This window comes from Microvirga ossetica (assembly GCF_002741015.1).
Taxonomy (GTDB): Bacteria; Pseudomonadota; Alphaproteobacteria; order Rhizobiales; family Beijerinckiaceae; genus Microvirga; species Microvirga ossetica.
The window spans coordinates 501,871-526,177 of the sequence record NZ_CP016620.1 but is presented as its reverse complement, the minus strand read 5'-3'; the positions used below and the strand labels follow the sequence as shown (position 1 = coordinate 526,177).

Here is a 24,307-nt window from a genome sequence, read left to right as displayed (position 1 = left end):
TCGATGATCGACCCGGACATACTGAGTGGAAACGTTGCGGTCATGGGTTGGGCACCAAATCGCGGGAAGGCAGATCAGTCCGCAACGCCTTGCGGACAGCAGGCGACGCAGCGACTACGCCCTTCTCGGCGAAGGCTTCATGGTTCTTCTCGATCTCATCGAGGGCATAGAGGTAGTTCACCATCAGGCCATGGGACTGGTTCAGGCCCTTCGCTGACACGTTGCCGAGGAAGTTCAGGCGCTCGAGCCGTGCCCCGTTGCCGAGATGGAAGCGGGCGACCGGGTCGATGGGGCGACCCTTGGAATCCTTGGCCTTCAGGAAGTAGTAAGCCGCAGCAGCGAGAAGGACGTCGCGAACATTCTCCACCTTCTCCGGATCGTCGCTCCAGGCTGGCTGATCGAGGACGCCGAGGGTCTCTTTCGATGCAGCATCGAGACACGCGGACTGCTCGGTCTTGCGTTCGCGTTCCAGCCAGCGTGCGAAGCCCGGGACGGGCGAGAGTGTCACGAACATTTTCAGGTTTGGCAGTTCACGCTTGAGGTTCTCGACCACCTGCTTGATCAGGAAGTTGCCGAAGGAAACTCCGCCCAGGCCCTTCTGGGTGTTTGAGATCGAGTAGAACACGGCGGTCGTCGCCTCAGACGCGGCAATCGGGATGCGGCCCAGGTCGAGCAGTGGACCGATCGCGCCGGGGATCTCCTTGGTCAGGGCGACCTCGACGAAGATCAGCGGCTCGTCGACGAGTTGCGGATGGAAGAAGCCGTAGCAGCGGCGGTCCTCCGGCTGGAGGCGATTGCGCAGGTCGTCCCAGTTCTGGATCGCATGCACCGCCTCATAGCGGATGATCTTCTCCAGGATGTTGGCAGGCGTGGTCCAGTCGATCGGCCGCAGCACCAGAAACCCCCGATTGAACCAGGACGAGAGCAGATGGGAGAAGTCCGCATCGACGCATTTCAATTCCGGGTGCTTGGGCAGGAACTCAAGCAACTCCTCGCGCATGCGCACCAAGGCCGAGGTGCCACCGGGAGCCAGGTTGAGGCGCCGGATCAGCTCCTGCCGCCTGGGTTCCGCCGCGGCATGCAGGCTCTCAAGGGCATCCGTCCCCTGATCCTGACGCACGGCCTCGATGGCGAGCTCGATGCGGCGGCGATCGGGTCCGAAGCGGTCGGCGAGGGCCTGGAGGAAGGCCAGACGATCGGCCGGATCCGCTGCCATGTAGGTGGCCAACAAGGTCTGTGCGAGTGCTACACCCGAAGCCTCGCCCCTGCGGGAGATCAGCATCTCACCCACGGCCGGCAGAGCGTCCTTGGCGACGATCTCCTGCCCCGCTTTCTGGCCGAGCAGGGAGCGCCCCCGTTCGGTCAGCGTGTCTATCAGGTCGCTCAGGAATGCAGGCGCCGCCTCCAGTCCAACCAACGATCGGGTCAGCTTCACGTTCATCTCCTTCATCCACATCAGACGATTAGCCTCACAGCACGACGAACAGGAGCCAGACGACGACCGGTGCGATCACGGTCACGGCGGCGCCATAGGCCAGGAGTTTGCGGAAGAACGCCTCCCGGTCAACGCCCTGGGCATTGGCCAAAACAAGGGCACCATTGGTCGAGAAGGGGCTCACATCGACGATGGTCGACGCGACAGCCATAGCGGCAATGAAGCCGATCGGGCTGACGCCGGTTCCCGATTGCAGGAATGGAACGGCGAGCGGGATGAGGGATCCAAGGACCGCCGTCGAGGAGGCGAAGGCAGAGACGACCGCGCCGATGAAGCACAGGAGCAGGGCAGCCAGCACCGGGGATGCCAGGCCCGCGACGCTGTCGCCGACGAAGGAGATGGTGCCCATCTTCTCGAGCACGACCACGTAGGTGCTCACGCCGGTGATCAGCATGATCTCCGGCCATGCGACCTGGCCCATCGCGCGCTTTTGCAGAGTTGGCGCCATCAGAGACAGGGCTAAGCCAATGGTGATCGCGACAAAGCCGATGTCGAGATTGAAGGCCAGGACCAGAACTGCAAGAGCGACAAGGCCAAGCAGCGTAACGATCTGGTACAGACCGCCCTCGGGCGTTGCCGACTCCTCGACTGAACTCTCCATGATCGAGCGGCTTGGCTTCTGTCCGGTTTCGAGCCGGATCTCCTCGCTGAGGGCCTCGGCTTCGGAATCGCCGAAGATCTGCGGGCCTGATTGCGGCATCGCAATCTGAACGGGAGGGACGTTGACAGCAGCCGGCGCCGCATCCCTCGCCTGGAGGAGCTTGCGCCCCCCGAGTGCGAGGAAGAGCAGGACGGCGACAGCGAGATTGACGCCGAAGCTCGCCAGGAAGGTCGTGATCTCGCTCAGCGGAAGCCCGGCCTTCGCGACGATCCGGTTGGTGATGCCGCCGTAGATGCTGATCGGCGAGAAGCCGCCGGCCTGCGCACCATGGATGACCATCAAACCCATCAGCAAAGGAGAGATGCTGTATTTTAACGCGAACCCGAGCGCGACCGGGGCAATGATGGCCACGGCGCCTGGACTGACCGCGCCGACAGACGTCAAGACCGCGGAAATCCCGAACATGATCCACGGGATCGCAGCAATCCGACCCCGCACAGCCTTAACGGCCAACCGGACGAGCCAGTCGATCGTGCCGTTGTTCTGGGCGATGGCGAAGAGGAAAGTGATGCCGACCAGGGTCAGGAACAGGCCACCGGGAAAGCCGGCGATGATGGCGCTGGTGGTCTGGCCCGCCACCAGGGTTCCGACCAGGAAGGCGCCGACGAAGGCCAGCACGCCCATGTTGATCGGCAGGATCGTGGCGACCACGAACATCGCAACGAGAGCGTAGATCGAGATTAGCTGTGGTGACATGGCACCCGCTCCTGGGTTTCCTCCTCTGCGTCGGGCGGACGAGCGTCCTCAGATCACTCGCGGGGATTGCGCAGGTGGATCCCTCGTTTTCTTTGCAACAAGTTCTTGCGCCTCTTTGCATTTGATGTCAATTATCTTGTATACAAGAAATGACTTGAAAGATTATATATATCCGTTCTAGGATGTTTCCGAGCAGGACGAGTACGATGAGACGCGCTCAAGCCTTACGCGACGCCCTCGAGCAGGACATTGTTACGGGCAAGTTCCGCCCCGGAGACCGGCTCGACGAGCAGAGCCTGGCCGCTCGGTTCGAGGTTTCCCGCACCCCGATCAGGGAAGCCCTGATGCAGCTTGCCTCGACCGGACTGGTGGAGTTACAGGCACGGCGGGGTGCGTTCGTCGCCTCCCTGAGCTTCAAGGACGTCGTCGAGCGGTTCGAGGTGATGGCGGGCCTCGAGGGCATGTGCGGGGCCTTGGCGGCCCGTCGGATCACCGAGCCCATGCAACGGGAGCTCGAGAAGGCGCATGAGGATTGTGCCCGGGAGGCATCGCAGGAGAACGCGGATGCCTACTACTATGCCAACGAGCGCTTCCACCACGTCATCTACGAGGCCTGCCAGAACGCGTTCCTAGCGGAGCAGGCGCAACAGCTCCATGCCCGCCTCAAGCCCTATCGCAGGCTCCAGCTCCGGGCCCGCAGCCGCGTGGCGAACTCACTGGCGGAGCACCAAGGCATCGTCGATGCGATCCGTGCCGGGGACAGCGCCCTCGCCGAGCGGCTCCTCCGGGAACACATCCTGATCCAGGGAGAACGCCTCGCCGACTTCATCGCGAGCTTTGATCGCGCGGCCTAGTCGTCGGTCCGCCTGTAGCGAGTTCCGGCAGGGTCAAGCCGCCGCGGAGTGTTGCACACGAAACTGACAAGGACTCCAAGGATGTCGCCTGACCTGCTTTCGCGCCGCACCATTGCCTTCGTCAACATCGCGCATGCGCTCGATCACTTCGTCCTTCTGATCTACCCGACGGCCGTGATCGCCATCGCGGCGGAGCGGCAACTGTCTTATGCCAGCCTCATCGGCCTCGCGACGGGCGCCTTCGTGGCCTTCGGCCTGTTTTCGCTCCCGATGGGTTGGCTTGCGGATCGCATGGGACGCCGGAACCTGCTGGCGATCTTCTTCGGCGGCTGCGGGATCGCATGCTTGGGGCTGTCGACGGCGAGCTCGCCGGTCATGTTCGGCATCTGGCTCTTCGTACTCGGAGTGTTCTCCGCGATCTATCATCCGATCGGCTCGACGATGCTGGTAAGCCACACAAGTCAACTCGGACGGGATCTCGGGATCAATGGGGTGTGGGGCAATCTCGGTGCGGCCCTAGCCTCGGGAATTACGGCCCTACTGGCCGCAAGCCTCGGCTGGCGCGCTGCCTTCATTCTTCCCGGACTTGTTTGCCTCCTTGCCGGCATCGCCTTTGTCCGCCTGGTCCCCGGTGATGGAGACAGTCATGGCAAATCCGGCAACACTCATGCCGTGATCCCTGTCGTACGCCCGATGACGCTCTTCCTGCTCTTCGCAGCGGCGATCGTGGCAGGCGGCATGACCTTCAACATCACGACGATCGCACTTCCCAAGATCATCGACGAGCGTGCCGGGGCCTCCCTGCCGCTTATCCTGATCGGATCCCTGGCTACGCTCGTGTTTGCCTTCGGGGCTCTGACGCAGCTCCTGATGGGACGCCTGGTCGACAGGTTTACGCTGCCCAGGATCTTCGTCGGGCTGTCGATCCTGCAACCGCTCGGACTTGGGCTCGCGGCTGTGACCAGCGGAATCCCGATGCTCGCTGGTCTGGTCCTGGCCATGGCGGCGATTTACGGGCAGGTTGTCGTCAACGATGCGATGGTCGCGCGTTACGTCCCATCCCAATACAGGGCCAAGGCATTCAGTGTTCGTTACTTCCTCGGGTTCACGACGAGTGGCCTGGCCGTCCCACTTATCGCGCTCCTTCACGGGATGAGCGGGTTCACCCTTGTCCTGAGCGCGGCAGCCACCTTTGGAACGATCATCTTCCTCTGCTCTCTCGGGTTCCTTCTTGCCGCGCAGCCGTCCTCAAAGCCAACCAGCCTGCCAGTTGGCTGATACCGTGTGATGGCCTTGGACGGTGCTGAGGATCAGCGCGCCGAACCAGGATCCTGCGCGATGTGCGAACTTCCGATCACCAAGGTCCTCTTGAGTCCATCAACCCTTGTGCGTTCCGCGGTACAACGCCGGCGCCATCGCAACGAGGAAGATGGACCGGAAGACGTGGCAGCAGACGACGAAAGCGACCTCGATGCCCATGGCAAAGGCGACGATGGTCATTTCGGCGATGCCGCCGGGGGCAAAGGCGAGAAGAAGGGCCGGCACGGACGCATCGACGAATGTCGAGCACAGGGCGGCCGCAGCGAGGGCCGCCAGCAGCATGATCGCCGTCCACGCAAGGCCCTGGACAACCGAGGTGCGAACCTCGTGCCATTGGACGCCCGCGAAGCGGGAACCTGCGACGCAGCCGATGACCACCTGCACGAGTGCGACGAGCCAAGGCGGCGGGGGAAGTTGCGTCAGGCCCGTACCATGCATGATCGCGCTCAAGATCAGCGGCATGACCATGACACCGCCGACCAACTTGAGTGGACGCCCGATGACGTAGCCAAGCGCGGCGCAACCCAACAGGACAAGCCAGTCGAGCGCGGAAAGCACCTCCGACGCATGACCGGGGCCGATCCTTCCGCCACCCTCGAGATCGAAGAGGAGGCGAACAGCGAACGGCACCAGGAAGACGACCGTGATGATCCTGGTGGAATGAATGAGAACGAGTTGGCGGATATTCCCGCCATACTGCGCCCCGAGCAGCGTCAGCTCGCTCAATCCTCCCGGTGTCGAGGCAAAGAAGGCTGTCGTCCTGTCGAAGCCGCAGAAGCGGGTGAAGAACACCCGGCCCGCCAGCGTGATGAGCACGAGAAACGCGACCAGCGGGAGGATCGCCTCCCACCAATGCACCATGGAACGCGCGACCTCCGCGGTGAAGGCGCTTCCGGCCATGACCCCGATGATGGGTCGGGCGGCATTCGGCAACTTCCACTCAAGTCCGGCCACGGCGATGACGGCAGCGGCCGTCAGCGACCCGAGCGTCCACGGCAGCGGGAAGCCCAGCCACTTGAAAACGGCTCCGCCCGCACAGCCCGAGACGAAGCCGAGAAGGGCCCGGACCGCAAGGATGCCGCCAAGTTTACCTGTCATCCCTGGACGCCTGCTCCCCGAACCGGCCCGCTTCACGCAGTAGAGTGACGTCCACAGCCCTGCCCCGCCTCCATCGGCAAGCGGGACCGGAACTGGCGGTCGTTTCGGTCATTCCGACCAAGCGTGCCGGGTCAGGATCGCTCGGCTTCAACGGCCCGGCCCTTCCGAGGATCGTAATCCGCGAGCGACGTATCGTACTTTGCCATTGCCTCGGCGGGCAGGAAGGCACGTTCGATTTCAACCACGGCAGGAAAGCCGGTCAGGCTCAGATAGCCGAGGGTCGAGCGGCCAGTTGCCGTGTTCGATGCCATGAAGTCGTTGAACGCATCCGCACCTCGCTGCCGGCAGTCGTCCAGGAAACGCTCCATCATGATCTGCGCGACCTTGGCCACCGAGATGTTGTAGGTCGCGACCCCCATCGCGGCATACTCCGCATGCGTGAGCAACGGTCGCACGGCGCCCGCGTTGATGTAGATGGGGGTTCCGGGGAATGCCTCCATGACACTGCGCATTTCCTCACGGGTCTGGAGCGCCACGACCATCAACATGTCCACGCCGGCCTCCAGATAGGCCTCGCAGCGTCGAAGCACCTCATCGACACTCCCTCCGACCGCAGCCCTGGAGTCTGTGCGGGCGATGACGACAACGTCGGGATCGAGGCGGTCGCGCTCGGCCACGGCCGCGCGGTACTTGCCGACGGCCTCGGGGATCGGGATCACCTCGACGCCCGCCGTGAAGCCGCATCGCTTCGGGAAGACCTGATCCTCCAGGAAGAAGCCAGCCACGCCGGCCGTGATGAACTCGTGCACGGCCCGCGTCGTGTTGATGACGTTCCCGAACCCCGTCTCACAGTCCGCGACCACCGGGATCGTAACGGATTGGCAAATGCGCCGGAGATTGTCGACAGCCTCCGTCAGCGTCATCAGGCCGGCATCCGGCAGGCCGAGGATCGTCGCTGCGGATTGCGAGCCCGAGTGGAAGAACAGCCGGAAGCCAGCCGCCTCCGCCAACTGGGCATGATGGGGCGTTGCGCCGGAGATCGCGCAGATCGGGTGGGCCTCTTCTCGAAGCTGCCGCCGCAGTTCCGCGCTCATACGGCCTTCGACGACCTTGGGCCTGAGATGCATGGACAAACTCCCTCACGTTTAACGACCGCCGCGGTCTGGCAACAAGAAACTTAAGACGGCACTATGTGTCAACACATTCTTCTTTTAAAGCGGTCAGAACGTATAAATTACCCCCGAATTACATAATATGTTGACAATCTCGCCCGCCTCGATAGGTTCCGGGCAAGGCCAGCATGACGCCTGAAGACTGGCAGCAACCAAAAGTGACGGGAGGGAGGACAATGTCGGCACATCGACTACCTGGGACTCTATTCGGCTCTGCCGTCGTCGCGCTCGGCGTGGCAGTCGTCGTCGCCTCGCAACAGATCAAGACCGGCTTCACCTACGACGTCGTCGGACCGGCCATGTTCTCCAACCTGATCGGCATCGGCCTCACCCTGTCCGGCGTCGCAAGCGTGATCAGCACGAGGCGTGCCTCGCTCGAGGACCTGCCCGATCAGCCGAAGCTCAACCTTTGGCCGGTGGGACTGATCTCGGCAGCGCTCCTGCTGGAGGCCGCCCTGATCTCGCGTCTCGGCTGGATCCCGGCCGTCGCAACCGTGTTCGTGGCCGGCACCTACGCGTTCGGCGATCGCCGCATCCTAGCGAATGCGGTCATCGGCCTCGTCCTCGCCACCGTGATCCTGCTGGTCTTCACTCTCGGCCTCGGGATCGATCTGCCGCTCGGGCCGCTGGAACCGCTGTTCCAGCGCGACCAATGATGGGAGCCAGGTGATGGAAACACTTGCATTGCTTGCCCAGGGTTTTACCGTCGCGCTCACGCCGGATAATCTCATCTGGTCGATCATCGGCGTGACCCTCGGGACCGCGATCGGCGTCCTGCCCGGGATCGGTCCGGCGACCACGGTCGCGATCCTGATGCCCCTGACGGTGGGCCTGCCGCCGGTCTCCGCCTTCATCATGTTCGCCGGCATCTACTACGGCGCACAATACGGCGGCTCGACGACCTCCATCCTGTTGAACACGCCCGGCGAGGCTGGATCGATGATGACCGCCATCGACGGCAACGCCATGGCGCGCAGGGGCCGTGGCGCCCAGGCGCTGGCGACTGCCGCAATCGGCTCCTTCGTCGCCGGCACGATCGGAACGATCGGACTGACCTTCGCCGCCCCGCTCTTGGTGGAAATCGCGCTCAAGCTGACGGCACCCGACTACTTCGCCCTCATGGTGCTGTCGCTTGCCACCGTGACAACCATGCTGAGCAACCCGACCGGGGGTGGATCGATCGCATTCGGGATCGCCTCGCTGTTCTTCGGGCTGCTCCTTGGCACGGTCGGACTCGACCCGCAGACCGGACAAGCCCGCTTTGCCTTCGGCGTTCCGGAACTGCTCGATGGCATCGATACGGTCGTCGTGGCTGTCGGACTGTTCGCCATCGGCGAGACCCTCTACATGGCAGCGACCGACGGCGGCAAGGCCGACAGCCTGCACAAGCTGCGGGGCTCTCTCTGGATGAGCCGCGAGGACTGGAGCCGGTCGTGGAAGCCATGGCTGCGTGGTTCGCTGATCGGCTTCCCCATCGGGTCGATCCCGGCGGGCGGCAGTGAGATCCCGACCGTTCTGTCCTATACGCTCGAGAAGAAGCTCAGCAAGAAGCCAGAGGAGTTCGGTCTCGGCGCGATCGAGGGCGTCGCCGGTCCCGAGGCGGCCAACAATGCATCGGCGGCCGGTGCGTTGGCGCCACTGCTGGCGCTGGGCCTTCCCACGTCAAGCACGGCGGCGGTGATGCTCGCAGCCTTCCAGCAATACGGGCTGCGTCCCGGTCCGCTGCTGTTCGATACGAATCCGAGCCTGATCTGGGGACTGATCGCAAGCCTCTACATCGGCAACGTCTTCCTGCTCGTCCTCAACCTGCCCATGGTTGGCGTCTGGGTGCGGCTCCTGTCGCTGCCGAAGCCCTGGCTCTATGGCGGCATCCTCGTGCTGTCGTCCCTCGGCGTCTACAGCCTCAACGGCAACGCGGTCGATCTCGTGATCCTGTGGATCATCGGCATGGTCGGCTTCGTCATGCGGGTCGTCGGGGTGCCGATCGTCCCGTGCGTGCTCGGGCTGATCCTCGGACCGCTCATCGAGCAGCAGTTACGCCGCTCGCTGGCCATCAGCCAGGGTGACTGGACCGTTTTCGTCACGCACCCGGTCTCGGCTGTCCTCCTGCTGGTGGCGCTTGCGTTCGTGGCATCTCCGATCATTTCCAGCCTGAGAAGGCGGAAGTCCCAATCCGCGGTGGGTGCCACCCACTAACACCCCTCCGCGCGATCACCGAACAATCACTTTCACTGGGAGGACTAGATGATCATCACTCGACGGACGACGATCGCATCGCTTGCGGTTGGTTTCCTTCTCGCGGCTGCGCCAAGCCAGGCGCAGACGATCCGCTCACTTGATATCACCGTGCCGGGCGGCCCGGGCAGCGGGCTCGACCAGGCGGCGCGCGGGATCGAGGAGGCCCTGCGGGCCGAGGGGATCAATAACATCAAGGTCAACAACGTGCCGGGTGGCGGCGGCATGATCGCGATCTCGCAATTCGTGACCACGAAGGAAGGCAACAAGAATGCCGTCGTCGTGCAGGGCGCGGGCACGGTCTTCTTCCCGCTCACGAACAAGACGCCTGTCACCCTGGCCGATGTTCGGCCCCTGGCCCGGCTTGCGGGCGAGTACGAGGTGATCGCCGTCCGTCAGGACTCAGACGTCAAGGACTTCAAGGACCTGATGGCACGCTTCAAGGCCAACCCCGGCTCGATCGCCTGGGGCGGCGGTTCTCCCGGGTCGACCGAGAACATCTTCTTCGCCCGTCTCGCGAAGATCGCCGGCATGACGCCGAAGCAGGTCAACTTCATCCCGCATCCGAACACGGGCGAGGTTGTCATCTCGGCGCTGAACGGCCAGGCGACCGTGGTCGGCGGCGGATTGCAGGATTTCAAGACGCAGATCGAGGCAAAGAAGCTGCGGCTGCTCGCCGTCGCTGCGCCCGAGCGGCTTCCTGGCGTCGATGTCCCGACGCTGCGCGAGCTTGGGTATGACGTCGTATTCGCGAACTGGCGCGGTGTTTCCGTCCACAAGAGCCTCGATGACAAGTCGGCGACCGCCCTGGCCGACGTGTTCGCCAAGCTCGTAAAGTCGGCGCACTGGAAGAAGATCCTCGACGATCGTGGCTGGCTTGACCTGTACCTGCCCGAGGCGCCGTATCAGACCTTCATCGCGGACGAGACACGCCAGGCGAAGGAGATCCTGACCGAACTCGGCCTCGCCACGCAGTGACGCTTCGCGGCGGACGGTCCAGGCCGTCCGCCTCCCCGAACTGTCGGCTCGATGTTCGGGAATGGGCTTGTTCGTCCCCGCCTTCGAGCCGAAGATGCCCAACGCGATGCAACGGCAAGGTTCGTAAGTCATGGATGGTCCTGAACACCGTTTGACCCCTGTCAGTGATGCCGCGGAGGCGAGCCAGACGCTGGCCGAGCAGCTTTTCCATCGCCTGACGGATGCCATCCTCCAGGGTGAGCTGCCCCTCGGGTCGAAGATCAGCGAGCCGGTTCTCGCCCAGCGCTACGGTGTCAGCCGCGGCCCCCTGCGCGAGGCCTTGCACCGCCTGCAAGAGCGCCATCTGATTACCCGCGTCCCGAACCAGGGCCCGCGGGTCGTCGAGGCGACGCGCGAGATGCTGCAATCGATCTATAGCGTGCGCGAGGTCCTTGAGGGCCTTGCCGCCCGCGAAGCGGCGCGGAACATGAGTGCCGAGGATATTGAGGCGCTCGCCGAGGGCGTCCGCCGCCACGAGGCAGAGATCGCCGGACTTCAGCCGGGCGTTCACAACGCACTGGGCGCCGCCGATCGGGATTTCCACTTCCGGATTGCGCGGGCGAGCGGAAATCCGCTCCTGATCGAGTATCTCTGCAATCAGTTCTATCCGCTGCTGCGGCTCTACCGCAGCCGCAGCGACAGCATCGTCCTCCGGAGCCGCGCGCTCGTCGAGCACAAACGCATCCTTGACGCGATCCAGGACAGGGATCCCGAACTGGCGGAGATCATGATGCGGCGGCACATCCGAAGTGGGGGGGAACGCAGGGCGGAGGCCATGGCCTTCGATGCGTCCGTCGACCAGCAGCCCCGCGCCGGGACACGGCGCAGGACAAGGGCCTGAACCAGACCTAGGCCGATATTCAAGGGAATCCAATGGAAGCGAACGGCACCGACAAAGAGCCTGTCATTCGAACCATTGCGATGCCCTCGGACACCAATCCGGCCGGCGACATCTTCGGCGGTTGGCTGATGTCGCAGATGGACCTGGCTGCCGGAAATGCGGCAGCCAGGCGAGCTCGCAATGAGGTGAACGATGCGCAGCGATAGGGCGTCAGAGTACGAACCTAGAGCATCGGCTGTTCAGACGAATCCATAACCTGCGGCAGTGAAGTAGTTGCGGCATTCCTCAGCTTCGACCCCATCACAGATGTCCCCGATGGCCCGCCAGAGCGCGTCAAAGGTGCGGGCTTCGGCTTTGCGCAGATGTGCTTTGATCTTGGCGAAGAGTTGCTCAATTGGGTTCAAATCGGGCGAATAAGCAGGCAGGAACAGGAACCAGGCGCCGCGTTGCTTCAGACACTGCGCCGCCGTCTCGCTCTTGTGCGCCGGCAGGTTGTCGAGGATCACCACGTCGCCCTTGGACAAGGTCGGAGCAAGCTGGGTCTCCACATAAGTCTCAAAGATCTGACGGGTCATCGGCCCATCGATCACCCAAGGCGCCGTCAGACCACAGTAGCGCAGCCCGGCGACAAAGGTCTGGGTCAGCCAGTGGCCGAATGGTGCCCTTGCATACAGACGCTGCCCTTTGAGGCAGCGGCCGCGCAGGCGCGTCATCTTGGTGGATGTGCCGGTCTCATCGAGAAACACGAGCCGGTGCGGCTCCTGGCGCATGCGCGGCTGGCGTTTTGTGTGCCAATGCTCGCGGGCCTGGCGCACGTCGGAGCGTTCTTGTTCGCTGGCCCGCAAAGTTTTTTTTGACGCTATAGCCGTGGCGGATGTACCAGCGCGCGATGGACGCCGGCGTGATCTTGGTGCCCAAGGCCACCAGTTCGGCCGCGAGCTGGGGCATGGTGATGTCGTTCCTCTCGGCGACGCGACGGATCAGAAACTCGCGATGCGGGTCGAGCTTGGAGTAGCGCCAGCCGCCCTCTGGTTTGGGCGCCAGGCTGCCGGTGGCCCGATACGCCGCCATGAGCCGCACCACAAACGCGACCGACACCTCAAAATGGCGCGCGGCCTCATTGGATTTGCTTCGGTTTAGTGGAGAGCGGTTTGGTAGCTATCCGGCCAGCCTTTCGAACTGAGCCGGACTGACATAGTCCAGTGTCGAATGACGCCGGACGGGATTGTAGAAGCCATCGATGTAACGACCGATCGCCTTCCTGGCCTCGGCTCTCGTCTGGAAGACGGTGCGCCAGACCAGCTCGGACTTCAAGGTCTTGAAGAAAGTCTCGACCACGGCATTGTCGAAACAATTGCCTGTCCCGGACATTGAGATCCGGATGCCGTGCTTCCGCAACTCGGCCTGATACTCGATCGAACAATATTGACTGCCGCGGTCCGCGTGATGGGTCAGCCCCTCACCGGGTCTTCGGATCGCCAGAGCCTTGCGCAGCGCCTCGAGCGCCAGTTCCTTGTGCAGCCGGTCGCTCACCGCCCAGCCAACCACCCGGCGCGCGAAGAGATCCAGGACCACGGCCAGGTAGAGCCAGCCCTCGCTCGTCCACACGTACGAGATATCCGCGTTCCATTTCTGGTTCGGGCGCTCGGCCGAGAAGTCCTGCTCGAGCAGGTTGGGAGCAATAGGAAAGGCGTGGTGGCTGTCGGTGGTGCGCTTGAAGCGACGTTTCTGCCGGGCCTTGAGCCCATTCTCGCGCATCAGTCGGGCCGTCCGACGGCGCCCGATCGGCAGGCCCTGATCCTGGAGTTCGCGCGTCATCCGTGGGCTGCCATAGGTGCCATTCGATTCTCGAAAGGCGGATCGGACATGGGCGAGCAGCACCAGATCGTCGCGCTGACGCTGGCAGGCCGGACGACTTCGCCAGGCAAAGTAGCCGCTCTGGCTCACCTCAAGAACCTGGCACAGGCGCTGGATGGGGAATTCCGCTTTCGCCGCATCGATGAACGTGAACCTCATCGACTTCCCTCCTTGACGAAAAAAGCGGTGGCCTTCTTGAGGATGTCGCGCTCTTGCCGCAGCACCTCGTTCTCGCGACGGAGGCGCTTGAGCTCGTCCATGACATCCTCATTGGGCGGCGGGGCCGACGAAGGCCGCATATCCTGGTGCTCCGCCATCCAGCGCGCGAGCGTCGAACGGTTCACCCCAAGATCGTCGGCGATCGCGCGTTGCGAGCGCCCACTCGTCAAAACGAGGCGGACGGCCTCATCCTGAAACTCTCTCTTAAAACGGGTCTTCGGCATGGAGATCCTCCTGCTTCATCAGAAGCTCTCCATTTTTTCGAAGCAAGACCACATGGCAGGAATGCCCCGCCTCAACAAAGCGCACCACCCGTTGCCGCAGATCCAGCGAGTAGGACTTGGTCATCGCTCATCTCCTCTAAAGAGGGCCGAGATAAGGGAATCACAAAGCCGTCACGCCGCATAGCCTCCGATTCAATCAGAACAGCCGATGCTCTAGGATGCCTGGCAACGCCTGCCTCAACGGCGCAAGCCCCTGGCGCACGGAGATGCCGCGCTCGAGGAGCAGGCCTCGGATCTGGTTGGTCACGCCCGTGCGCTGACCCACCAGGCGCGAACGCACCCGGTGCAGGGCGAGCAGATCCATCTGGTCCGGGGTCTTGATCGCCACGAAGGACATGGTGGGCCGCTGCACCGCCTCCGCAATCGCCTCCGCATCGCGATAGTCATTCTTGTGCCCCTTGAGGAAGGGCTTGACGTACTGGGCTGGGATCAGGCGCACGTCATGGCCCAACGCCTGGAGCTGGCGGCCGATGTAGTGAGCCCCGGCACAGGCCTCCATGCCGATCAGACACGGCGGGATGTTGGCCAGCCGCTGAGAGAGTTGGGTGCGGGAGAGCTTGATGCGCAGCACGATGGCGCCGCGCTGATCCTGGCCGACGAGATGGAACGTGTTCTTGCCCAGATCGATGCCCAGGGTGGCAACGGCGGTAGAGGCAGAAGACCGTGACATGAGACGTGCTCCTTGCGTGGCTCAAAGCCCCACAGCTTACAGGCAAGCGGGGCAGAAGCACGGCCGGACCATCCCATTAGGAGACCTTCCCGACCGAGCACAGCCGCTGAATTCGCCTCTAACATAATGCGAGGTTTCTCCATCCTTTGCCGGATGTGCAGCCCGAGAGCGCAAGCCCGGCCCGGCTCCCCAGGCCCTCGAACCCAAAAGACAAAGGGCACCCGTTCCGGTCATGGCAGCACGAGCTCAAAATGTGAGCGGTCCAAGTCCTTGAAGCCGTGGAAGTGACCACCCCAGCGGATAGGCACATCCAGTTTGGCGGCGGCCTTCCTGAGCGCGGTGGCAATCCTGTTCTGGGCCTGGGGCTCAAAGAAGACCCGGCCCTCCTGGTCGAGCGGCCACAGGTCCACCGCGTCACCTGTCCGATGCGGACTGTCGTGTGTCCTGGACCAGCCCCAGGCCACCGCCATTCGTTGGAGCCGACCGTTGCGCCATCCCGAGCCGATCACAAAGCGCAGGCCAGGATTGTCGGCCTGCGCCGTCCGTACCACCCTGGCGAGCGCCGGGTTGAGGGCCCTGAGGTTGGCCTCATGGTTTCCGACCGGGTCCGGGTTCCACGCGCGGAACATCGCAAGTTGATCCCGCCCGAACTCATCCCTCGCGGGGATCTTCGCGTAAACGCCGCCCGGTCCGTTGAACGGATTGGCAGAAACATCCGGAGATGCCCGCGATCCGCTGCCGGGTCCGGCCTGGGGCCCGCCATCCAGACCGGAGCCGAGGAGCGCAATACCGAGCGCCCAGAGGCAGGGGGAGAGTAAGGTCCGAGCCATGCGGCACGAACCGTCGCAACCCAATGGCGCCAAAGGAAGGCAGAACAGCTCGGCGTCCGCGGGCATCGCGCAACGGACGTCCTGGCCGGGACCGCATCGGCGACCGGGGCGTCGTCCATCCGGCGCATGGCGCGGTGGCGAGATACCTGCCCCTCACCCGAGCGCCGCCCCATAAGGCCATTGAGGTCTTCGAACAGGTCAAAGGACTTCCTATTACTGGGAAGCTCGGACCTGCGACTCTTCAGGCTTTGAGAAACCACACGGCCTCTGCAATTGAGTAGTTCGCACGGCCATTCTCATGACATCCTGCCCTTTATCACTGGCAAGAGCGTCATTGACCATTGAGTCTCAAGATCAGCTTGCCGGTTCCGTTCAGTGAAGTCTTCAACGCTGCCTTCGAATGAAGAATGACGAGAGCGAATTACGCTGAATAAGCATTTTGACAAGAAGTCCTGTGCGCCTTCCGCCGCGCACAACCTCCTCATTGCGCTGTGCCGGAATTCTGAAGATGGCGAGCGGGCAGAAGTTGAGCCAGTAGCCGTGGACAATCGGCCTAGGAAGTTCATGAGCGAAAATGGTTCAAGGATCCACGGTCAGGTAAGCGGCGACCAGTTCGGCAAAATCACCGAACGTCAGTTCGTCGGGCTCTAAGCCACGATCTGCACAGATCGCTCCCAGCTGAGATTGAAAGACCTCAAACTCCTCGGAAATCTTTCGGCCGCCGGGAATTTTCGTGTCCCGGCTTTGGGTGCGAAGCCACGTCGCGACTTGTTCGATGCACTTACCCGGATCGGCGCCATGGGCGTGGATGTCTGCGCCGGCAATATCGGAGATGAACCGTTGGTAGCGGTACTGCTCCCGATCGAGAACAAGTGCCCGCTTGGTTCTCTGGTCATTGTTCCCATAGCGCTTGGCCCCAAAGAACAGGCCGAGCTCAAGGGGCATATTGAAACGGGGCAAGGGAGGGTCGCCATCCACCTCCGTCCGGGAAATGTCGTGAATGCCGTATCGGCACTCCTCAATGATCGCCTGGATCCTGGCAAGCCGGTTCTCCGACGAATCGTCGGCCTCAAGCGCGCACCGCGGACTGAAGCCGGAGCGCAGGACCGTAAACACGATTGCCCAGAAGACAGGCTTATAGGTGGAATCGAACGGGCAGTTAATGAAAACGTCCCGAGCCGCGGTCGACGTAGGCATTAACGGCGGGCGGTCGACTTATCGCTTAGCGCCAATCCGGTCCGTTGGATTGTCTCGCGAATCTGCTTGGCCGTGAAATGGGTCGGCTTGGCCTTGGCCCGGAGCACGATAACACCGTCGCTGGTCTTCCCGGCGATCTTGGAATTGCCCACACGGCCGGGTTTGGTCAGTGGTCCAGATTTGGTTGTGTGCTTCTTCGCCATAGTACTCATATTGAGACCCGACCTGCTCCGTTCAAGCTCCCCTGCCCTAGCCTGGAGAGGAATCATTATAGCCTTCAGCGGCCTTACGGACAAGCTCGCAGCCCAGTCGTTTAGACTTCCTGATCACTCGGCTCCTTGGCCCCGAGCGATGTCCATGACGCCCTTGAGGCGCCCTGCCCTAAGAGCCTGAAGCGGGGGAAATCCTTTCCAGCGCATCGTCCGAGACCAAGAGTCATTCAACGGGCGGTTTCGCGAGCGGCACAGTCTCGACGACTACGACCCCAACTCCGTGATCAACCTCGTCGATCCGTGCGCCGGCTCTGGTTCATGCATAGACGCCGGCTCTGACCGCCTCCAGATAGGCGAGGACCTCATCCGCCTTACCCTCCAGGACAAGGTCAGAGGCTGTCTTTCCGGCCCAGCCTGGAATCGGCTGATGCTTGAACCAGATCGCAGCGCGCTGCTCATCGCCCGCCATTTCTTCAGCCATCGTGAGGATCCGGATCGTCGCATCATCCATCAAAAGTTATCCAATCTCGTTTTATCGAGACCAGTATAGGCCAAGGCCTATGCCGACACGACCCTCACGCCCAATAGCGCCGCCAGTTGGCAGATTCCGTCGGCGGCACCCTTTGGCAGGAGCGCTCGCTTGGAGATGCAGGATCAGACGTCGGGCAGGCTCGGGTCGACGCCGAAGGTCCACCACCAGTCGCAAGCGGTGTAATGAAGCTCGAAGTGCGTGCTATTGAGTTACCGAGGCCATATGGGTTCTCAGCGCCTGAAGGGTCGCATTTCCAAGCTTGCCCGTGACAGGAAGACCCGTGGCTCGTTCAAAGGCCGCAACGGCCTTGCGCGTAGAGGGCCCTAAAGACCCGTCGGCCTTTAGTTTTCCATATCCGAAGTCGACAAGCGCTTCCTGTGCGGCGCGGACATCTTGCTTGGAAAGACGAACTGATGACGTTGTGCTGACCATGGGATTTTCCGTCAGAGCGGCCGGAGGATCTGACGGTCCAGTCAATTCAAGGCGGGCTTGTTCGATCGCTTGGCTAACGCTCGCCTGGAGAGAATTCAGCTGCAGGATCTCTTCGGTGGCTGCTTCAATCCGCACCAGCATCGTGTTCAGATCCTGTCCTGCCCGGATTTTCTGTTCATTGGCTCTTGCCTGTTGATCGCGCTCTGCTGTGACGGCCTCAATCTGCTGCCGGAGGTGCGAAACCTCCCGCTGGAGCGCGTGCTCCTCAGCTCCCGTAGAGAGGACGGAGTAGATGAACAATCCCCACCCGATGACCGTCGTAGCTGCGAGGCCTATCCCGACTAAACCAACCTGCAAATGTTCGCGGGTTCTATCATAGCTCATGAGCTTACTCACCGATCGTTGGCTGACATTCGAAGCGCGTTGTGTGCTCACATCAGCGCCGCATTGGGTCGAGCGTGTGACGCAAATCGGATCGTCCAAAGCCCATGGCTCTGCATGGTTAAGCAAACGTGTTCCTGCGCTGGCACCGCACAGTTGACCCAGGACGTGTTGGGGTGCGGCGCTTCGACTTGGAGATTTAAACAGGCGGCGCCCAATCGGGTTCTCTCCTGCCGCGAGATTCATGCCCGGCAGCCAATAGCGTCCGGCCTAGCGGGGCTTGGTCAGATCGAATATGTAGATTGTGATGAAGATGTAGTCGATGAAGCCGTCGATGAGGGCCGATGCATAGGCCCAGCGCCCGCCCGTATATCAGATCCTGTGGATGCCCCTGCCCTCGACAGACATGAAATCGATCTACCAGGGTTCCTTTGGACGCGATATGTCGTAGACCACCATGCCTGCAGTCCAGTCACGCGTCTCCTGCGTGGACCTGATTTGCGACACCTTCTCCCGGCTCGCCCGAGCTTCCAGCAATCGCGACGAGGGCTAACGCCTTCAGGGGCGGGGCTTACCGTCCCCGCCCCGTTTCCCCTGAATGGAGGCTGCAGTGTCAAGCCAAACCGCGGACGTTCGGCACAGTGTTCCGCGCACAAATGCGCTTGAAATGCGACTGTTGCCGGTCGAGTGGCGCGCGGTCCTATTCGGCCTAGGCTCGTTCATCCTAGACCTTCAGCATGCGGCCAAGGAACTAGAGGAGGCAGATGCCATTGCCCCGCCGACTCTTGCAACGACGCTCACTGCATTCCAAATGACGATCCGCACAACCCTCTCTCTCCGCTCTGCTATTGAAGCCGCACTCGAGCGCAGCCAGTCACCGCAGCGGTACAATCGTGTGAGGGCTGGTTCTCCACGCCGCGTGTCGGTCCGCCACGCCTCGGTGAGTGTGCTTCCGTCAATCTTGGACGATGCCGCTCAGAAGCTCCGGGACACTGGACACGCCGCGCAGGCTGAAGCCATGCGCTCGATCGCTCGTAAGGTTTCCTTTTCGCTACCCTGAGTGGATCGCAGAGAACCGAGAGCGCCTCCTTCAAGTCTATTCACGGCGTGCGGATGATCGCGGAACACGGGCTACTTGGGGCTCGACGGCCGTGCTGTCAGGCGAAAGGATCCCTCATCGCTCGTCAACTTCGGCTGGTCGAAATTCAGATTCCCCAGCTTCCAGGACTGGAGAACCACGGATGTGCTGCCGATCGACTTCGGCTTCACGCCGCCATCGGCTGCCCGCTCAATGCTCAGTGCCTCGCCGCTCCAATCAAGCAGCAGGCGATCGTCCGGACCAAATCCTGCACGGTCCCACAGCGCACGCGGCATGCGGATCGAGGTGTAGAACCGGTCTTTGCCGTTGGCATCCGCAATGGACTTTACCACGATTTCGGCGGGTTTGCCCTGGACGGTCTCGTTCTTGGCCCTCCGTCTGCCCTTGGACCGACGGGTCGGTTCATGCACCTCCGGCTCTTGTGAAGGGGCCAGTTCGGCATCGGCGGCAGCCTCCGCCGTAGAGGCCCGATCTGTCACATGATGCGGAACAGGGGAGGCCCTATGGATAGCATGAGCCACCTGCCGAAGTCCCTCCAATAGGCCCTCCGTCGATTGGACGAGAGTGGGAGGCAGCTGGGCGAGGACTTCGAACTGCCGGCCGCCAAGCGCGACCAGCTGGCTCACCTGATCAGCCATCAGCTCCACAGCGGAGCGCAGGCCGTTCAGGTCCGCGGCCATGCCGGAGAGAGTCAGTTCTACCTCTTGTGAAAAGGCCGGCGTGGACTGCGTTGGCTGGGGCACTTTTGGAGCAGAGGACTGGGCGGGTTTGACTTCTCTAGGCCGGAAGACTTCGGCTGCGAGTTCCTTCGGCTTGCCCAAGTGTCGGGCCAGGATGTCAGCTATCTCGCCGTACCGATTATCCAAGACTTTGGATCGCGGGGTAGTCGCTCCCATCCTCTGGGATTGGCCTGGTCGGGCGAGGCAGGCTGGGCAGATGTCAAAGGACGCAGCCCGGCCGAGCAGCCAGCCGCGATCTTTGAAGTATGCCCGGACAGCGTCCTGGCTGCTGGACCTGGAAGCCTCGTAAGCGTCAGTCGTGTCGCACTCAGAGCAGCGGATCGTGAAGCGGTACTTGGAGGGAGCGCCACCACTACGGGTGATCTGCGGCTCGAATTGACGTGCGATGCCGGGCATCTAGCAAATCCCGTTAGTTAGAAAAGATCTTTAGGCGGAGGGGCGCGGTGTGCTGATCTCTCCGCCCAGAAAAGCAAAGTGTGGGAATCGGCAGGGGATTAACATCTGTCCCGCCAAATGCCAAGCGGTCGGTTCGGGTATGCCTTCTGAAGATGGAACAGCATCGGCACACTTCCAAGCTTACCCAAAAGCGCTACTATAGGAGGGCCATTGTCGAATATGTGCGGACTGATGTGGACACGGTGGAAGCTGACATGACCGAGACATTCCAGGGAAGGGTATTGCCGGTCGAGGCGATGCCGAGAGTATCGCCATCCAAGTCTTGAATTTCATCGTCGCAGACGTTGATCGAATCATTCAGTTTCTGAACATTACTGGCCTACAGCCCGAGACGATCCGTGAGTCGGCGACGTCATCACATTTTCTGCTGGGCGTCCTCGAATATGTAGCGAACGACGATGAATTTTTGAAGGCAATTGATCAGGAGATGCAAATCCGGCCGGCAGCGATCCAGCTGGCCATTATACACCTGATACAAGAGTCCGAGACTAGGCCAATCGACAAGAAAATCGATCCGGCGCCTCAACTGCCAAGACGCAACCTGTTCCAATAAAAGCAAAAGCTTCTCCACCGGTTGTCGCCGGGTTTATAGAGAGGCCTCCATTCTGAAAAATCTGGATTGGAATTTCGGCTTTCAACTGTTGTAATGCTTGAGCGCAATTTCAAAAGAAGCTCCGGCTCACGGCTGGCTTCCCCTCGTAACAAGAATGGTAGATCAGCATACCGGCGGAGATGCATCTGTATCACTTGATATTTACTGCCAGATGTAGAACACCATGGTGAGTTGTGACTACCAATCCCCCAGCCATCTCGACCCGTACCGTCGCGCTGAACAAGCCAGCTGAAGCATACTAAGCAGGTTTCAGCGGGGTGGCCAACGGATGCTGTCTGTGATTCCATCTCATAGTTTGGTTCGGGATGCGGATCATGGCGGGCAAATCCCCTGTTGTCGCAAGCGCCGCGCAGCGGCGTGAGCTCATGGCTCTCAGCCACTCGCGCGATCGGGGCGAGGCGGATCGGGCGCGGGCGCTCCTGCTGACCCTGGCGGGCTGGACGAGCCCGCGGATCGCCGAGGCCTTCGGCGTGCGCGAGGATACCGTGCGGCTCTGGCGCAGCGCTTTCATGACGGGTGGGGTCGACGCGCTGCGGCGATCCGTTGCCCCGGGACCGGCACCGGTCAAGGCCGAGCGGGCGCTCGCTGTAGCCGAGGCGGTTCTGGCGGGATCGGTCGCAAATCGCCCCAATTGGACCTTGCCGCGGCTGGCCGACGAGATCGAGAAGCGCTCCGGCGTGCGCATCTCGCGCTCACGGCTCTCGGTCGTGTTGCGCCAAAAGGGGATTTCCGCTGGCGCCGGCCGCGCCATACCCTGAAGGGCCGCCAGGATGCAGACGCCGTGGACCGCGCTGGCCTGCGCCGCAAGCTCCTGAAGGCGCAGGCCGAGGCGGGCGATATCGTGCTCTTGTTCGGGGATGAATCCGAAGCGCTCACCCACCCCTATCTCGCCCATGCTTGGGCCAAGAAGGGCGCGGATCTGCGCATTCCCGCGCCCGGCCAAGCCGCCAAGGTGGCGATGCTCGGTCTGCTCGACTGGGCCCCGCGGGACCTGATCGTGCGCACCAGCCGGAGCAAGCGCAGTGCCGATTTTATCGCGCTGCTGGACCAGATCGACACGCAGTATGGCCCAACGTCCGGTCGTGCGACGAAGCCGATCGTGCTCGTCCTCGATAATGGCCCGATCCACACCAGCAAGGCGACGCGCGCCGCCCTCGCCGAGCGGGCGCCCTGGCTCACGGTCGAATGGCTGCCAAAGTACGCCCCCGAACTCAACGCCATCGAAGAGCTCTGGCGCGATCTGAAGCAGCATCATCTTGCTCACCAGACTTTCGCGGGTCCAGAGACCCTCGATGATGCCATCCACGAGGCGGTCGCGATGCTCAATTGCGAGCGAAGTCGCCATCCGTTGGCCAACCACCGAATCGCTGCTTAGCTGCGAAGGTTGTTGGAATAGCGACGCCTTGACTCTTGCTTCCAAGTGCCCTTGGTTGGACGGGGAGATCAGCGTTGCAGCTCTCCAAGTTCCGCCGACTGCGAAAGGGCCAATACCATCTCCGCCTCTGGTACAACCGCAGCTGCCGGCTCCCGCTGTACCGCAGCCGCAACAGGAATTTGTCGCCGCCGACGAGTTCGATATCCCTGGCGGTGACTAACGGGTCGAGAAAGAAGTACCGTTGGAGCTCTGTGCGTCACTGTGCCGATCCGAGTCTCAATGCAGAGCATATACTTACAACAAGACTGCCCGATGGTGCTTCCTCAAGGACCGCGTCGGCGAGGCGCAGCGGTTCATTGGAGCTTTCTCTGGCATGAAGAAGACCGCGCCGACCGCTAATGCCATTACCGGCGAGTGGCGCTAGGGCTCTATCCAGCTGTGGCTTTCCCACTTTCGGAACGGAGCCAGTTCCTGCCCTCGGCTTCACTTGGCACGGTCCTGACTGAGGCTTTCTAGATGTTTGATCCCAGGGTTTGATGGTGCATTCTTATCGCCGGAATGGAGGGATGCGCTATGGGCCAGGTTCTCCATGGGAGCGCCACAACGCTCGATCCAGTCCGTCGAGCAATACAAAATAGTCAAGCGAGCCTGAGGGCCTTGGCCGAGCGCCATGGCATCAACCCGAAGACGGTCGCCAAATGGAAGAAGCGGGATACCACCGCAGATCGCCCGACGGGGCCGAGAGCACCGCATTCAACGGTGCTCTCGGTCCAGGAAGAGGCGATCGTCGTCGCCTTCCGCAAGCACACCCTGCTGCCGTTGGACGATTGCCTTTACGCCCTTCAGCCCACCATCCCGCACCTGACGCGCTCATCCCTGCATCGCTGTCTGCAGCGGCATGGTATCAGCCGCTTGCCAGAGGTGACCGGTGACAAGCCCACCAAGAAGAAGTTCAAGAGCTACCCGATCGGCTACTTCCACATCGACATCGCCGAGGTGCATACGGAAGAGGGCCGGCTTTATCTGTTCGTGGCCATTGATCGCACGTCTAAATTCGCCTTTGCCCAACTGCATGAGAAAGCCACAAGGCGCGTGGCGGGTGACTTCCTGCGGGCGCTGATCGCGGCCGTGCCTTACAAGATCCACACGGTTCTCACCGACAACGGCACTCACTTCACCACACCCGGCAACACCAGTTCGGCTGCCCCTCTGATCAAAGAGGCGATGGCCCACGGCGAGATCTTCCGGGCCCATTCGTTCGAGCTCGCCTGTGCGCAGAACGACATCGAGCACCGCCTGACCAAACCACGCCATCCCTGGACGAACGGACAGGTTGAGCGCATGAACCGGACCCTCAAGGACGCGACCGTCAGGCGCTACTACTACGACACCCACGACCAGCTGCAGGGGCACCTGGGCGACTTCCTCGCCGCCTACAACTTCGCCCGCCGGCTCAAGACGCTGCGCGGCCTCACCCCCTACGAGTACATCTGCAAGATCTGGACAAGCGAGCCTCAACGCTTCAGGCTCGACCCGCTCCACCAAATGCCGGGACTAAACATCTAGGCACAAGAAAAAGCCCCAGCGGAGAGTGTAAGGTCTCTCTGCCAGGGCCAACTCCAAGCATTGGGAGCTATGGAGATTGTTCGGGCAGATACGCAACGCACCCGGTACCTGCATGTTGGAACGGCCACGCTTAACAATTCGTGCACAGGCACGAAGCCTGGCCCAGACCATGACTTCTCAGGAGAGATGCTGAGCGAAGTGCTTGTTCATCTCGAACATGCTGACCTTGTCCTTGCCGCCAAATACAGCCTGAAGCTTCTGATCCGCCAGAATCTCTCGCTTGTTCTCGGGGTTCTGGAGGTTGTTGGCCTTGATGTACTCCCAGACCTTGCTCACCACCGCAGTCCGCGGCAGCGGGGTCGATCCGACAACGGCCGCCAGTTCGTTCGAAGGTTGCAGCGGCTTCGCTAGAGCAGGATTCGGCTTCTTGGCGGCTTTGGCTTCAGTCATTGTCA

At 62.1% G+C, this 24,307-nt stretch carries 24 protein-coding genes and 4 pseudogenes; 13 read left to right on the top strand and 15 right to left on the bottom strand.

Going from position 1 to position 24,307, the window contains the following annotated elements; translation table 11 throughout:
• Nucleotides 1-40 precede the first annotated feature (40 nt).
• Both BB934_RS45515 and BB934_RS45510 read right to left on the bottom strand, forming a co-directional pair.
• Nucleotides 41-1,435: a malonyl-CoA decarboxylase gene (locus tag BB934_RS45515; protein WP_237050859.1), complete on the bottom strand. Its 1,395-nt coding sequence runs from the start codon at nt 1,433-1,435 to the stop codon at nt 41-43.
• 34 nt (nt 1,436-1,469) lie between these two features.
• Nucleotides 1,470-2,852, bottom strand: coding sequence for an SLC13 family permease (locus tag BB934_RS45510; RefSeq protein ID WP_099516064.1), 1,383 nt, complete (start codon nt 2,850-2,852; stop codon nt 1,470-1,472).
• Between the two features lie 206 nt (nt 2,853-3,058).
• Here BB934_RS45510 and BB934_RS45505 point away from each other — a divergent pair, with 206 nt between their 5' ends.
• Nucleotides 3,059-3,706: a GntR family transcriptional regulator gene (locus BB934_RS45505; RefSeq protein WP_099516063.1), complete on the top strand. Its 648-nt coding sequence runs from the start codon at nt 3,059-3,061 to the stop codon at nt 3,704-3,706.
• A gap of 81 nt (nt 3,707-3,787) precedes the next feature.
• The gene (locus BB934_RS45500; protein ID WP_099516062.1) at nt 3,788-4,984 is read left to right on the top strand and encodes an MFS transporter; all 1,197 of its coding nucleotides are present in this window, start codon (nt 3,788-3,790) and stop codon (nt 4,982-4,984) included.
• Nucleotides 4,985-5,083: 99 nt separating this feature from the next.
• Here BB934_RS45500 and BB934_RS45495 read toward each other — a convergent pair whose 3' ends face one another.
• Both BB934_RS45495 and BB934_RS45490 read right to left on the bottom strand, forming a co-directional pair.
• On the bottom strand, nt 5,084-6,124 hold the full coding sequence (locus tag BB934_RS45495; RefSeq protein ID WP_099516061.1) for an AbrB family transcriptional regulator: 1,041 nt from the start codon (nt 6,122-6,124) through the stop codon (nt 5,084-5,086).
• Between the two features lie 131 nt (nt 6,125-6,255).
• A complete protein-coding gene (locus BB934_RS45490; RefSeq protein ID WP_099516060.1) occupies nt 6,256-7,251 on the bottom strand; it encodes an isocitrate lyase/PEP mutase family protein in 996 nt (331 codons plus the stop codon).
• Nucleotides 7,252-7,472: 221 nt separating this feature from the next.
• On the opposite strand from BB934_RS45490, the gene BB934_RS45485 reads away from it, so the two are divergent.
• The 5 genes and pseudogenes from BB934_RS45485 to BB934_RS45465 form a co-directional block, all read left to right on the top strand.
• Nucleotides 7,473-7,952: a tripartite tricarboxylate transporter TctB family protein gene (locus tag BB934_RS45485; RefSeq protein WP_157934742.1), complete on the top strand. Its 480-nt coding sequence runs from the start codon at nt 7,473-7,475 to the stop codon at nt 7,950-7,952.
• A gap of 13 nt (nt 7,953-7,965) precedes the next feature.
• A complete protein-coding gene (locus BB934_RS45480) occupies nt 7,966-9,492 on the top strand; it encodes a tripartite tricarboxylate transporter permease (protein ID WP_099516058.1) in 1,527 nt (508 codons plus the stop codon).
• Between the two features lie 48 nt (nt 9,493-9,540).
• Nucleotides 9,541-10,509, top strand: a complete 969-nt coding sequence (locus BB934_RS45475) for a Bug family tripartite tricarboxylate transporter substrate binding protein (RefSeq protein WP_099516057.1) — start codon at nt 9,541-9,543, stop codon at nt 10,507-10,509.
• A gap of 130 nt (nt 10,510-10,639) precedes the next feature.
• On the top strand, nt 10,640-11,389 hold the full coding sequence (locus BB934_RS45470; RefSeq protein WP_099516056.1) for a GntR family transcriptional regulator: 750 nt from the start codon (nt 10,640-10,642) through the stop codon (nt 11,387-11,389).
• 32 nt (nt 11,390-11,421) lie between these two features.
• Nucleotides 11,422-11,568, top strand: a pseudogene (locus tag BB934_RS45465) (acyl-CoA thioesterase); the annotation flags it as partial.
• A gap of 60 nt (nt 11,569-11,628) precedes the next feature.
• On the opposite strand, the gene BB934_RS50110 reads toward BB934_RS45465, so the two are convergent.
• The 6 genes and pseudogenes from BB934_RS50110 to BB934_RS45445 all read right to left on the bottom strand — a co-directional run bounded on the left by BB934_RS50110 (nt 11,629) and on the right by BB934_RS45445 (nt 15,249).
• Nucleotides 11,629-12,204 (bottom strand): IS630 family transposase, encoded by a 576-nt coding sequence (locus tag BB934_RS50110; RefSeq protein WP_237050857.1) that lies wholly within the window; start codon nt 12,202-12,204, stop codon nt 11,629-11,631.
• Complete coding sequence (locus BB934_RS50105) at nt 12,122-12,460, bottom strand: hypothetical protein (RefSeq protein WP_237050854.1); 339 nt, start codon at nt 12,458-12,460, stop codon at nt 12,122-12,124. Before BB934_RS50105 ends, BB934_RS50110 begins: the two co-directional genes overlap by 83 nt.
• 87 nt (nt 12,461-12,547) lie before the next feature.
• Nucleotides 12,548-13,689, bottom strand: a protein-coding gene (locus BB934_RS45455) for an IS3 family transposase (protein WP_418294697.1) whose coding sequence is annotated in 2 segments (ribosomal slippage) — nt 12,548-13,431 and nt 13,431-13,689 — 1,143 coding nt in all. Because the reading frame shifts where the segments join, the coding sequence is not laid out codon by codon here.
• Nucleotides 13,670-13,813, bottom strand: a complete 144-nt coding sequence (locus BB934_RS48270; protein WP_157934741.1) for a hypothetical protein — start codon at nt 13,811-13,813, stop codon at nt 13,670-13,672. Before BB934_RS48270 ends, BB934_RS45455 begins: the two co-directional genes overlap by 20 nt.
• A gap of 81 nt (nt 13,814-13,894) precedes the next feature.
• Nucleotides 13,895-14,419: pseudogene (locus BB934_RS45450) on the bottom strand (IS110 family RNA-guided transposase); the annotation flags it as partial.
• Between the two features lie 230 nt (nt 14,420-14,649).
• Nucleotides 14,650-15,249, bottom strand: coding sequence for a M15 family metallopeptidase (locus BB934_RS45445; RefSeq protein ID WP_157934740.1), 600 nt, complete (start codon nt 15,247-15,249; stop codon nt 14,650-14,652).
• On the opposite strand from BB934_RS45445, the gene BB934_RS51545 reads away from it, so the two are divergent.
• Nucleotides 15,141-15,530, top strand: a complete 390-nt coding sequence (locus BB934_RS51545) for a peptidoglycan-binding domain-containing protein (protein WP_472436452.1) — start codon at nt 15,141-15,143, stop codon at nt 15,528-15,530. The genes BB934_RS45445 and BB934_RS51545 overlap by 109 nt on opposite strands.
• A gap of 298 nt (nt 15,531-15,828) precedes the next feature.
• Here the strand turns inward: BB934_RS51545 and BB934_RS45440 are convergent, their stop codons facing one another.
• The 4 genes and pseudogenes from BB934_RS45440 to BB934_RS50095 form a co-directional block, all read right to left on the bottom strand.
• Nucleotides 15,829-16,446 (bottom strand): hypothetical protein, encoded by a 618-nt coding sequence (locus tag BB934_RS45440; protein WP_099516054.1) that lies wholly within the window; start codon nt 16,444-16,446, stop codon nt 15,829-15,831.
• A 528-nt stretch (nt 16,447-16,974) separates the two neighbouring features.
• Nucleotides 16,975-17,154, bottom strand: a pseudogene (locus BB934_RS45430) (MbcA/ParS/Xre antitoxin family protein); the annotation flags it as partial.
• A 237-nt stretch (nt 17,155-17,391) separates the two neighbouring features.
• The gene (locus BB934_RS45425) at nt 17,392-18,006 is read right to left on the bottom strand and encodes a peptidoglycan-binding domain-containing protein (RefSeq protein ID WP_099516052.1); all 615 of its coding nucleotides are present in this window, start codon (nt 18,004-18,006) and stop codon (nt 17,392-17,394) included.
• A 1,128-nt stretch (nt 18,007-19,134) separates the two neighbouring features.
• A complete protein-coding gene (locus BB934_RS50095; RefSeq protein ID WP_237050852.1) occupies nt 19,135-19,782 on the bottom strand; it encodes a hypothetical protein in 648 nt (215 codons plus the stop codon).
• A 721-nt stretch (nt 19,783-20,503) separates the two neighbouring features.
• Between BB934_RS50095 and BB934_RS45410 the strand changes: the two genes are divergently transcribed.
• From BB934_RS45410 to BB934_RS45390, 5 genes and pseudogenes are all read left to right on the top strand, one after another.
• Nucleotides 20,504-20,851, top strand: coding sequence for a DUF3572 domain-containing protein (locus BB934_RS45410; protein WP_099516049.1), 348 nt, complete (start codon nt 20,504-20,506; stop codon nt 20,849-20,851).
• Nucleotides 20,852-21,216: 365 nt separating this feature from the next.
• Nucleotides 21,217-21,456, top strand: a pseudogene (locus tag BB934_RS50790) (helix-turn-helix domain-containing protein); the annotation flags it as partial.
• Nucleotides 21,457-21,542: 86 nt separating this feature from the next.
• Nucleotides 21,543-22,286 carry an IS630 family transposase gene (locus tag BB934_RS45400; protein WP_237050850.1) on the top strand — a complete coding sequence of 248 codons (744 nt, stop codon included), beginning with the start codon at nt 21,543-21,545 and terminating at the stop codon, nt 22,284-22,286.
• 241 nt (nt 22,287-22,527) lie between these two features.
• Entirely contained in the window at nt 22,528-22,710 is a 183-nt protein-coding gene (locus tag BB934_RS51435; RefSeq protein WP_099516047.1) for a PAN/Apple domain-containing protein, read from the top strand.
• A gap of 149 nt (nt 22,711-22,859) precedes the next feature.
• Complete coding sequence (locus tag BB934_RS45390; protein WP_099516046.1) at nt 22,860-23,852, top strand: IS481 family transposase; 993 nt, start codon at nt 22,860-22,862, stop codon at nt 23,850-23,852.
• A 177-nt stretch (nt 23,853-24,029) separates the two neighbouring features.
• Here BB934_RS45390 and BB934_RS45385 read toward each other — a convergent pair whose 3' ends face one another.
• Nucleotides 24,030-24,302, bottom strand: a complete 273-nt coding sequence (locus BB934_RS45385) for an SWIB/MDM2 domain-containing protein (RefSeq protein WP_237050849.1) — start codon at nt 24,300-24,302, stop codon at nt 24,030-24,032.
• Nucleotides 24,303-24,307: the final 5 nt, after the last annotated feature.